Genomic DNA, 10888 nt, shown 5'->3' with positions numbered 1-10888 from the left:
GGAAGATGAAATAGGTCGGCGAGCAGAAGCCGATGCCTTTCACCTTGCCGATGCCCGGCGTGTCCGGCGGCAGCGACTGGCACATATAGTCCTCGCGGCAGAAATGATCGGCCGAACACGCCGGCCGGTTGCCGCGATTGACGGCGCCGCCGAGACATTGGTCGAAATTGTTGGTGGCCACGCAGATGTCGAATTTCTTGCCGCCGACGAGGCCGCAGATTTCGTTCGGCATCGGCTTGCCGGCTTTGAAGGCCGCGAAAGCACGGTCCTTGTCGTCACAGCCGCGATAGGCGATGCCGCCCGGCACGCCGATCTTCGGCGGCCGGCAGGTGTAAGCGGTGCGCGAGACATCCAGGGCGAAGGCCGCGAACTGCCCCAATCTGCTGTAGCGGTCGTTGAAAGGCTGCGCCGCGTTGCTGGCGATCGAGCCGGTCAGGCAGGGATGGCCGGAAAACATTTTTTCGCTGTCCTTGGGCAGCAGGCATTGCGCCAGTTTCGTGTGCACGCCCGAAGCGGTGGCCAGCGGCGTGCAGATGGTATCACTGCTGCACTGCCAGGTCGCGCCTAAGCGGGTCGCATCTTCCGGCATCAGGCACGGCATGGCCATCTCCGCCGGCGCGTAATCGACCGCGCCGGCGTTCGTCCAGACCGCCGGCGGCGCAAAGGAGAGCGGACGGAAGTGGTTCGGCTGCTTGCCCGCGGCCGTGGCCCGCAGCCACGCCTGGCGGCGCGGGATCTCGGCATGAAGATGCGGCGAGATGCCGACCTCGATGCGGTTGAGCGGCGATGTCGTCTTGTCGTCGAAGCCGATGAAATGGAAACCGGCGGTGGAACCGGCCTGGTGGCAACCCTGGCAGGCGCCATTGTCCAGCCGCTCGACCAGCGCTTCCGGCGTGCGCAGCAGTTTCAGCTTGGAATAGTCGAGCGATGCGAATTCCTCGGGTCGGTATAATTGCGTAAACGGATGATTGGCCTGCCGCGCGCTGCCGAAGGTCGACCACGAGATGATTTTCCTGGCCAGGAACTCGTCGGGGATTTCATAGACGCCTTCATCGACCGCCGGCAGGTTGGCGCCGACATAGGCGGCGAGCCGTGCTTTCAGCGCCACGTCTTGCGAGAGCCGCGCGGTGTCGGGCGTGTTCTCCAACGGCTTCTCGCTGATATCAGCCCCATCGATGCCGAATATCCGCATGAGATAGGCGGCCTGGCCGCCAAACTCGGTTTCCTGGCCGGAGGGAAAGCGCACCACCTGTGCGTTGAGCTCCAGCTGCTTGAAGGTCAGCCCGGCTTTCTCCAGCGGTCCACCGGTCAGCCAGCCGGCATCGACGCTCTCGTCAAGCTGTGGTGTCCAGCGCCCGGCAACGCCGACGCAGCCGCCGTCGACATCAGGCACCGCGCTGTAGACGGCATTGAAATTGAACGGCAGGCGCGACGCCAGCAGCTTGCCGTTCTTGCGAAAGCTGTAGGCCAAGCGGTAGATGAAGCGCACCTCGCCGCAGCTCTTGTCGCCCTGCAGCACTGCGAAGTCGCGACGATCGAGCCGGTTGACGATGCCGACCAACCGGAGGCGCGCGGCATCGGTCTTCAGCCAGCGCATGTCCATGATGCGGCCGACATTGCCGTCGGTTATCTCGTAGAGCGGCCGCCCGCCGGCCTTCATCTCGGCCCTCAGGGCCGCGACATCAGAAGCAACCGTTTCGACGATGGCGTGATAGGCCGGCGCCTCGTCGTAAAGCGTCTTCAGGCCGTCCTCGCCGTCGACCCCGAAAACATCGGCGAAACCGAAACCCTTGGCATCGAGCGCGGCGAGCACCGCCGGATTGTCGACGACGGTCACAGGACCTTCGGCGCGCGCCGTCGGGGCCATGAAGACAGCGATTAGGGTGGCAAGCAACAGAGCGAGCGCACGGCTCATTCAGGCAGCCTTTCGCGCGTCGAAGAGTTCGCGCAACACCGGCAGCAGCGCCAGCGGCAGATCCTCGGCGATCAAGCCGGGTCCGAACCGGCTGCCGGCTTCGGCATGCAGCCACACCGCCGCGCAGGTGCCCTCGAAGGGCGGCATGCCTTGTGCGAGCAAACCGGCAATGATGCCCGACAGCACGTCGCCTGACCCTGCTGTGGCCAGCCACGGTGCACCGTTGGAGTTGATCGCCGCTTTGCCATCGGGCGCTGCTATGACCGTGTCGGCGCCCTTGTAGACGATGACGGCATTGGCCCGCGCTGCGGCCGCCCGCGCCTTGTCCAATTTCGACAGGGTTTTGTCCCCGGCGATATCTGGGAACAAGCGGCCGAATTCACCCTCATGCGGCGTGATCACCAACGCTGGCGCGTTCAGGTGACGGGCGGCTTCGAACAGCGACTGCGGCTGGTGGGCCAGAGAGGTGATGGCATCGGCATCAAGAACGATCGCACAGGCGTGGCTCGCGGTCGCCTCGTCGCGTGCACCATCTGCCAAAGCCTTGATCAGTTGCAGGGCGAAATCGCCGACCTTGGGCTTTGGCCCGAGCCCCGGTCCGAACACAAGCGCCTCGGGATGCCGCGCGGCGAGGAACTCCTGCACCTCTTCGAGCGAGCCTGCCTCTCGCAGCATGATCGAGGTGAGGTGTGTCGCATTCACCTGCATGGCATTGCCAGGCGACAGCACGGTGACCGCCCCTGCACCGCTTCTCGCGGCGGCCATCGCCGACAGCCGCGCCGCGCCGGTAGCACTCGGGCCGCCGGAAAAGACGCCGACATGGCCGCGCTTGTATTTGTGCGCATCGACCGCCGGCAGGGGAAATTCCCGCAACCACAGGTCCGGCACATTCTCGAAGGTCGAGACAGCCAGCTGGGCGATGATGCCGTCATCAATGCCGATATCGGCGAGCACGATTTCACCGCATTGCCCGCGCCCCGGCAGCAGCAGGTGGCCGGGCTTTTTCCGCGCGAAGGTAACGGTGAGTTCGGCGCGAAACGCCCTGCCCAATATTTCACCGCTGGCACCTGAAACGCCGGACGGCAGGTCGATCGCGACCACAGGCAGGCGCAGGGCTGTCACGGTATCGACAGCTTTCGCGGCATCGCCGGACAGCGGCTTGGACAGTCCTGCCCCATAGAGCGCGTCGATCACGATCGAGCCGAACTCGGCGTCGAAATCAGACAGCGGCCGGGACTTGATCAGGGATTCCGCGGCGGCGAGCGCCGCATCGCTTTCCGGCCTCGGCGCTCCGGATGACCAGATCGTTGTGCCGACGCCGCTGGCGGCCAGGATGCGGGCGACGACATAGCCATCGCCGCCATTGTTGCCGGGCCCGCACAGCACATGGACATGCGTCGCTGCAGGATAACGCTTGAGAACCTCGGCCGCGACCGCTTCGCCCGCGCGCCGCATCAGGCCGATGCCGTCGGCTGGACCGGCGGCAATCGTCAGCCGGTCGGCCGCGCTCATTTCGGCGGGGACAAGAAGTTCGTTGCTCATGGATTGCCGATCCGCATGCGATCAAGCATTGTCCAATTTCGATCCGAAGCAAACAAGGGGGAGTTGCCGAGATCTGCGGCCATAACGTCGGCACGAAGGCATCGCGGGCAGAAAATTGCCTGAGGGATAGGCGATATGCCTGATTTTTGTGCGGACTTGGGTGCTGGCGCTGTGTAGGGTCTGGCAGCCCATGCCCGCATCCGGTGCAGCGAATGACGCGAATTTGCATCCCGGTGCGGCGCGGCTTTGAAATCTTATGAGACCGCTTCGAATCCGCTGAATTGGCACAGTTCGTGCTTGATGGAGGCGCAAGCGGGGGGTCACAACCCGGTTTTTTGGCAGTGGAGGCCACTTTTTACATGAAAAAGATCGAAGCGATCATCAAGCCATTCAAGCTGGACGAAGTGAAGGAAGCGCTTCAGGAAGCCGGACTGCAAGGCATCACAGTCACCGAGGCAAAAGGCTTCGGTCGTCAGAAGGGCCACACCGAACTCTATCGCGGCGCCGAATATGTCGTCGATTTCCTGCCCAAGGTGAAGATCGAGGTCGTGCTTGGCGACGACGCGGTCGAAGGCGCCATTGAGGCCATCCGCAAGGCGGCCCAGACGGGCCGCATCGGTGACGGCAAGATCTTCGTTTCCAACATCGAGGAAGTCGTGCGGATACGCACCGGCGAAACGGGCATGGACGCGGTCTGACCTGACCGGCCCTCCTCCTGAAAACGTCATCATCAAAAAACGTCATCACACAGGGATACATGACATGACGACAGCCAAAGACATCATGAAGCAGATCAAGGACAACGACGTGAAATTCGTCGACCTGCGCTTCACAGACCCGAAGGGCAAGCTGCAGCACGTGACGATGGATGTCATCGAGGTCGAGGAAGACATGTTCGCCGACGGCGTGATGTTCGACGGCTCTTCGATTGCCGGCTGGAAGGCCATCAACGAGTCCGACATGGTGCTGATGCCCGATCCGGACACGGTTCACATGGACCCGTTCTTCGCCCAGTCGACCATGGTCATCCTGTGCGATATCCTCGATCCGGTTTCGGGTGAATCCTACAACCGCGATCCGCGCGGCACGGCCAAGAAGGCCGAGGCCTACATGAAGGCCGAAGGCATCGGCGACACCATCTATGTCGGCCCGGAAGCCGAATTCTTCGTCTTCGACGACGTGAAGTACAAGGCCGACCCCTACAACACCGGTTTCAAGCTCGACTCCACGGAACTGCCGTCGAACGACGACACCGACTACGAGACCGGCAATCTCGGCCACCGTCCGCGCGTCAAGGGCGGCTACTTCCCGGTGCCGCCGATCGACAGCGCGCAGGACATGCGCTCGGAAATGCTGACCGTGCTCGCCGAGATGGGCGTGCGCGTCGAAAAGCATCACCATGAGGTGGCGGCGGCCCAGCACGAACTCGGCATCAAGTTCGACGCACTGGTGCGCAACGCCGACAAGATGCTGATCTACAAATATGTCGTCCACCAGGTCGCCAACGCCTATGGCAAGACGGCCACCTTCATGCCGAAGCCCATCTTCGGCGACAACGGCTCGGGCATGCACGTCCACATGTCGATCTGGAAGAACGGCAAGCCGACCTTCGCCGGCAATGAATATGCCGGTCTGTCGGAAAGCTGTCTGTTCTTCATCGGCGGCGTCATCAAGCATGCCAAGGCGATCAACGCCTTCACCAACCCGCTGACCAATTCCTATAAGCGCCTGGTGCCGGGTTACGAAGCGCCGGTTCTGCTCGCCTATTCGGCGCGCAACCGCTCGGCCTCCTGCCGTATCCCGTTCGGCTCGTCGCCGAAGGCCAAGCGCGTCGAGGTCCGCTTCCCCGATCCGGGCGCGAATCCCTACCTCGCCTTCTCCGCGCTGCTGATGGCCGGCCTCGACGGTATCAAGAACAAGATCCATCCCGGCCAGCCGATGGACAAGGATCTCTACGACCTGCCGCCGAAGGAGTTGAAGAAGATCCCGACCGTCTGCGGCTCGCTGCGCGAAGCCCTGCAAAGCCTAGACAAGGACCGCGGCTTCCTGAAAGCAGGCGGCGTCTTCGATGACGACCAGATCGACAGCTACATCGAGCTGAAGATGGCCGAAGTGATGCGCTTCGAAATGACCCCGCATCCGGTCGAATACGACATGTATTACTCAGTCTGAGATTTCAATCTCAGTCCAAGATTAGCTGGAATGCTCAAGCCCTTGAAAGACCTCCCTCTTTCAAGGGCTTTTTGCTGGGCTCCGACAGGAATAGCCAGCATGTCTCGCATGCGGCAGCCGTGCATGGGCAGCCGTATCCGCCTTTCGTCTTCGATGATCATACGATGCCTGGATTCTTGGACCCACGGTCCATCGGAGCGGCCGGCCTAAGCGCGTCGGTCCGGTGACTTCAATGACAACTCGACGGTGTTCAGTAAATGAGCAAGGGAGGCCGCTCGGTCGCCAGCGTCGGAGCCAGGAGCGAGCGGAGCACTGTCTCAGGCTACAGTGACCGCTCGTCCGGCGCCCACGCCAATGCCGCCGTTCAAGAAAACCCCGCCCGTCCGAACAGCATTGCGTGACGTAACCCCAAGGCCTGCGAATACGCATGCCGTAGCGTGATCTGTCAACGTCGCAAGCCGGGCCGCGAATGACCGATTCTGCTGTATGAACAGATGCTTATGGAAGGTCCATTGCCCCGGAGTAAGGGCTGAAAAAGGCGCTTTTCCGGGCTTTATAGCGAGTGATCGCCGGAGGCTCACATGGCTGCGGCCAGAACTCCCGGGCGATTTGCGACCGCGTGAATTCCCTGACTTTTTCTGGGTATGTTTTCCCAGGAATGCCGTCAGCCGGGTAACGGCCAAAAAAGAACCCCGGCGCGAAACGCCGGGGTCTTCTTGTCATGCAGTCCGAAACGCTTACGCGGCGGCCGAAACCTGGGCGCTTGCCGGAACCGAGGCGATCGTCTTCAGGATCTGCGAGGCGATCTGGTAGGGATCGCCCTGCGAGTTCGGACGGCGGTCTTCCAGATAACCCTTGTAGTCGCTCTTGATGAAGGAATGCGGCACGCGGATCGAGGCGCCACGGTCGGCAATGCCATAGCTGAACCGGTTCCACGGCGCGGTCTCGTGCTTGCCGGTCAAACGCTTGTCGTTGTCCGGGCCGTAGACGGCGATGTGATCCATCAGGTTCTTGTCGAAGGCCGCCATCAGCGCTTCGAAATAGGCCTTGCCGCCGACTTCGCGCATATAGGCGGTCGAGAAGTTGGCGTGCATGCCCGAGCCGTTCCAGTCGGTGTCGCCGAGCGGCTTGCAGTGGTATTCAATGTCGATGCCGTACTTCTCGGTCAGGCGCTGCATCAAATAGCGGGCCATCCACATCTGGTCGGCGGCTTTCTTGGAGCCCTTGCCGAAAATCTGGAATTCCCACTGGCCCTTGGCAACTTCGGCGTTGATGCCTTCGTGGTTGATGCCGGCGGCGAGGCAGAGGTCGAGATGCTCCTCGACGATCTGGCGCGCAACGGAGCCGACATTGGAGTAGCCGACGCCGGTGTAGTACGGGCCCTGGGGTGCGGGATAGCCGCTCTCGGGGAAGCCGAGCGGGCGGCCGTCCTTGTAGAAGAAATATTCCTGCTCGAAGCCGAACCAGGCGCCCTCGTCATCGAGGATGGTGGCGCGCTTGTTGGAGGCATGCGGCGTGACGCCATCGGGCATCATGACTTCGCACATGACCAGCACGCCGTTGGTGCGGGCGGGATCCGGATAGACCGCAACCGGCTTCAGCACGCAATCGGAGCTGTGCCCTTCGGCCTGCTGGGTCGAGGAACCATCGAAGCCCCACAGCGGCAGCTGCTCAAGATCAGGGAATTCGGCGAATTCCTTGATCTGCGTCTTGCCGCGAAGGTTGGGGACCGGGGTATATCCATCGAGCCAGATATACTCGAGCTTGTATTTCGTCATTCTAGCCTCTCGTTGCTTGATCACCGAACACTGAACGGCGTCGACATGCGTCGGCCGTCAGCAGCCGGCCTGCCGCACACCTAAAATGCAATTCGTGTGCCATTCTTGGTCCGGAGGGTGCGGCAAAATTGACGCGGCATCCGCTCGAAACTCGGTGAGCGCCTAAGCAATGCGCTCGGATCCATCACAATCGTTCTTTGCACAAACAGTGTGCAAATACTGATCTTTTGATAGGCATATTGCCTAACTTGATTGCAGACCTTATCTTCGGGCCAAGTTGAATCGAAAAGGGTTCGGCGGAAGAAAGGAACCCGGCATGGAAATCATTTCCACACGACCGTCGGCCAAAATTCTGATGTTCCCGGCGGCAGCGCGTCTCTCTGCCTCAAATTTAAGCGGAAGGGCTAAGTTTGCGGCAGAGCTTGCCTCGCTGCGTGGTGCCCGCGCAGACTTCGGCGACGGCTGGTACCATGAGGCAGCCATCGAGGATGAGGCCCGGGGCCGCAAGATCTGACACAGAGGGGCAGCAGCCCTCGTCAACGGATAGCCTGAAAGCAAAAGCCCGGCGCGATCGCTCGCGCCGGGCTTTTTCAAGGTGTTGTGCCGGCTACTCCTTGGCGTGCAGGTCGGTGCCGAGCGTATCCTTGACGAAGATCATGCCGATGATCAGCGTCATCGCCGCAATCACCACCGGATACCACAGGCCATAGTAGATATCGCCCTTGTAGGCGCTGAACGCGAACACAATCGCGGGCAGCAGGCCGCCGAACCAGCCATTGCCTATGTGATAGGGCAACGACATGCCGCTGTAGCGGATGCGGGTCGGGAACATCTCGACCAGGATCGCCGCGATCGGCCCGTAGACCATGGTCACGTAGAGGACCAGGATGAACAGGATGCCGATGACCTTTGACCAGTTGACCTGCGCGGGGTCGGCAAACATCGCGAACGCGCCCGCTGCCGGAACGCTGTAGACGGTCACCTCAGTGGCGCCGGCGGCTTCATCCTTCGTCAGCACCTTGTCCTTGATTGCCTGCTCGGTCGGGATCGCGGTCTTTTCGCCGGCGCGGATGGCTGCCGCGTCGAGCTTCAGTTCGGGATTGGCCGCGACAAAGGCGTCGAGCTTCTGGTCGGCGACCTTGGCAGCAGCGCGCTTCAGCGGGTAGCCGCCATCCTGAAGGGAAAGGTTGATCGCCTTCTTGAAAGCAGCGTCGCTTGCGGCCTTCTTGTCCCCAGCGGCCGCGGCGTCATAGGACGTCACGGTCTCGCTACCGATCTTGACACTGGCCGCGGTACCCGCTGACGCCGTCGAGACGATGTCATAAGGCACCGAGTTCTTGGCAAGGAAATCGGTTGCAATGTCACACGACGTCGTGGGTACACGTGTTCCGGTCGGATTGAACTGGAACCCGCAATCTCCCGGCGCTGCGGTCACCGTGGCACGCGTGTCCTGCTGGGCGGTGGCGAGTGCCGGGTTTGCGGCCCAGGTCAGCGCCTTGAACAACGGGAAGGTGGTGACGATCGCCAGCGCAAGGCCGGCCATGATGATCGGCTTGCGGCCGATCTTGTCGGACAGCCAGCCGAAGAAGACGAAGAAGCCGGTGCCGAGCGCCAGCGCGATGGCGATCATGATATTGACCGATTGGGCATCGACCTTGAGCACATTGGCCAGGAAGAACAGCGCGTAGAACTGGCCGTTGTACCAGACGACGGCCTGACCGGCGGTGAGGCCGAACAACGCCAGGATGGCGATCTTGGCATTCTTCCATTGACCGAAGGCTTCCTTCAAAGGCGCCTTGGAACCCTTGCCCTCTTCCTTCATGCGCTTGAAGGTCGGCGATTCCGAAAGCGACAGGCGAATCCAGACCGATACGCCGAGGAGAACGGCCGAGAGCAAGAATGGAATGCGCCAGCCCCAGGCCGCGAAATCCTCTTTGCTCAGCGAATTCTGCACAAGCAGGATTATGACCAGCGACAGGAAAAGGCCAAGGGTCGCCGTCGTTTGGATCCACGACGTATAAAAGCCGCGACGGTCGTCGGGAGCATGCTCGGCGACATAGGTCGCAGCACCGCCATACTCACCGCCAAGCGCCAGGCCCTGCAGCATGCGCAGCGCAATCAGCAGGATGGGCGCTGCAATGCCCCAGCTCTCCGAACCGGGAAGCAGGCCGACCAGGAAGGTCGACAGGCCCATGATCATGATGGTGACAAGGAATGTGTATTTTCGGCCGACGAGATCGCCAATGCGGCCGAACACCAGCGCGCCGAACGGGCGAACGATGAAGCCTGCCGCGAAAACCAGCAGCGTGAAGATGTAGCGCGTGTTTTCGGGAAACGAGTTGAAGAAGGTCAGCCCGATCGCGCCGGCCAACGCTCCGTAGAGATAGAAATCGTACCATTCGAAAACCGCGCCGAGCGAGGAAGCGAAGATGACTTTCTTCTCCTCCCGCGTCATGCCGCGGCTTGCTCCGCCGGCGGTCGATGCTATTGCCATTGCGTTATCCTCCCGTGAGACCCGTTCTCGATGCTGCGCGTCAACGTCCGTGTTCTCCTCCGAACGCGGACTCAAGACAGCCATCACGGAAAAAATGACAGAAAGCAGCCGCCAAAGGCAGCGCGTCTTTGGGATTATGACTTTGGTATTAGGTGCGCTGCGGGATGAAACCGGGCGAGCGGGAAACCCTAGCCCTTGAGCGCTTGCAGCAGGCCGACAGCAGCCATCATGTCGCGCTTGCGAGCCGCTCGGCGGGCAACGGCCTCCGCATCCTGCCCCCAATGCTCGATCTGCCAGTCCTCGTCGACATGGGCAGCGGCCCAGGCAGAATCGGCATCGAGTTCGCCGAAATCGACAGCCAGCGCCAGCAAAGCCGAACCGGTCAGCGACGTCATCACATGGATGGCGGCGAGCCGCAGCGGCTCTGTTCGCTGGGCAAGATGGCTGCCCAGCACGGCGATGGTTTCACGCGGCTGCTCGACATGGATGATGCTCTCGGCGAGATTGAACCTTGCCCCGAGGCTGCCGCGTGCCCAATCGAGAACCGGGTCCCAATGCTGGCTCTGCCGCTCCACCAGCCCTTGCGGTGCGTCGGCGCGATAGCAGAGCAGATCGGATGAGGCAAAGCGCAGGATATCCTCCAGCACCGCCTGCGGGTCGCTGGCGACACCGTCGATGGCGGTGTTGACGAGACGCATCACCGGCATGGTCACCGGATCGATGGTCTCGCTTTGGGCGGCGAATTCGGCGGCGACAAGCACTGCTGCTGCCTCGGTAGGCAGCGCCAGCAGCGCCTTGCCCGGGGTGCGCACCGGCTTGCCGTCGAGATGCACGGCAAAGCCATTGTCGACAGGTGCGACAGAGGCGGCCTTGTAGAAGCGCTTCGGCAGATGCGTCTTCATCTGGATCTGGGCGCGACGCACCGGATCGGGATGGGAAAGATATTTGCCCGCTTCGAGGTCGTTGAGGATATCACGCATGAAGGTC

Annotated in this window: 8 protein-coding genes; 3 read left to right on the top strand and 5 right to left on the bottom strand. The window is 61.9% G+C overall.

All coding sequences use genetic code 11. The annotated features are described in order from the left end of the window. Both NKH52_RS31850 and NKH52_RS31845 read right to left on the bottom strand, forming a co-directional pair. Positions 1 to 1915: hypothetical protein (locus tag NKH52_RS31850; protein WP_352968349.1), on the bottom strand; the 1915-nt coding region annotated here is incomplete at its 3' end. After that, complete coding sequence (locus NKH52_RS31845) at positions 1916 to 3457, bottom strand: NAD(P)H-hydrate dehydratase (protein ID WP_352728811.1); 1542 nt, start codon at positions 3455 to 3457, stop codon at positions 1916 to 1918. It lies immediately after the preceding gene. A gap of 359 nt (positions 3458 to 3816) precedes the next feature. On the opposite strand from NKH52_RS31845, the gene NKH52_RS31840 reads away from it, so the two are divergent. Both NKH52_RS31840 and glnA read left to right on the top strand, forming a co-directional pair. Further along, positions 3817 to 4155 (top strand): P-II family nitrogen regulator, encoded by a 339-nt coding sequence (locus NKH52_RS31840; RefSeq protein ID WP_006205430.1) that lies wholly within the window; start codon positions 3817 to 3819, stop codon positions 4153 to 4155. Between the two features lie 64 nt (positions 4156 to 4219). Beyond that, positions 4220 to 5629 carry a type I glutamate--ammonia ligase gene (gene glnA, locus NKH52_RS31835; protein WP_112395089.1) on the top strand — a complete coding sequence of 470 codons (1410 nt, stop codon included), beginning with the start codon at positions 4220 to 4222 and terminating at the stop codon, positions 5627 to 5629. A 737-nt stretch (positions 5630 to 6366) separates the two neighbouring features. Here glnA and NKH52_RS31830 read toward each other — a convergent pair. After that, positions 6367 to 7407 (bottom strand): glutamine synthetase beta-grasp domain-containing protein, encoded by a 1041-nt coding sequence (locus NKH52_RS31830; RefSeq protein ID WP_127260164.1) that lies wholly within the window; start codon positions 7405 to 7407, stop codon positions 6367 to 6369. Positions 7408 to 7723: 316 nt separating this feature from the next. Between NKH52_RS31830 and NKH52_RS31825 the strand changes: the two genes are divergently transcribed. After that, positions 7724 to 7921: a DUF2735 domain-containing protein gene (locus NKH52_RS31825; protein WP_352611724.1), complete on the top strand. Its 198-nt coding sequence runs from the start codon at positions 7724 to 7726 to the stop codon at positions 7919 to 7921. 93 nt (positions 7922 to 8014) lie between these two features. On the opposite strand, the gene NKH52_RS31820 is transcribed toward NKH52_RS31825, so the two are convergent. Together NKH52_RS31820 and NKH52_RS31815 are read right to left on the bottom strand one after the other, a co-directional pair. Further along, on the bottom strand, positions 8015 to 9901 hold the full coding sequence (locus NKH52_RS31820) for an MFS transporter (RefSeq protein ID WP_352728814.1): 1887 nt from the start codon (positions 9899 to 9901) through the stop codon (positions 8015 to 8017). Positions 9902 to 10089: 188 nt separating this feature from the next. Next, positions 10090 to 10881, bottom strand: coding sequence for an ATP12 family chaperone protein (locus NKH52_RS31815; RefSeq protein ID WP_352728816.1), 792 nt, complete (start codon positions 10879 to 10881; stop codon positions 10090 to 10092). Positions 10882 to 10888 lie beyond the last annotated feature (7 nt).

The organism is Mesorhizobium sp. M1066, from assembly GCF_040318635.1.
Classification (GTDB): domain Bacteria; phylum Pseudomonadota; class Alphaproteobacteria; order Rhizobiales; family Rhizobiaceae; genus Mesorhizobium.
This window is presented reverse-complemented; position numbering and strand designations above follow the sequence as displayed.

Bases quoted from the DNA above. Each gene is read 5' to 3' on its own strand.
- NKH52_RS31840 (WP_006205430.1), top strand. From the start codon at position 3,817: ATGAAAAAGATCGAAGCGATCATCAAGCCATTCAAGCTGGACGAAGTG.
- NKH52_RS31820 (WP_352728814.1), bottom strand. From the start codon at position 9,901: ATGGCAATAGCATCGACCGCCGGCGGAGCAAGCCGCGGCATGACGCGG.
- glnA (WP_112395089.1), top strand. From the start codon at position 4,220: ATGACGACAGCCAAAGACATCATGAAGCAGATCAAGGACAACGACGTG.
- NKH52_RS31845 (WP_352728811.1), bottom strand. From the start codon at position 3,457: ATGAGCAACGAACTTCTTGTCCCCGCCGAAATGAGCGCGGCCGACCGG.
- NKH52_RS31825 (WP_352611724.1), top strand. From the start codon at position 7,724: ATGGAAATCATTTCCACACGACCGTCGGCCAAAATTCTGATGTTCCCG.
- NKH52_RS31815 (WP_352728816.1), bottom strand. From the start codon at position 10,881: ATGCGTGATATCCTCAACGACCTCGAAGCGGGCAAATATCTTTCCCAT.
- NKH52_RS31830 (WP_127260164.1), bottom strand. From the start codon at position 7,407: ATGACGAAATACAAGCTCGAGTATATCTGGCTCGATGGATATACCCCG.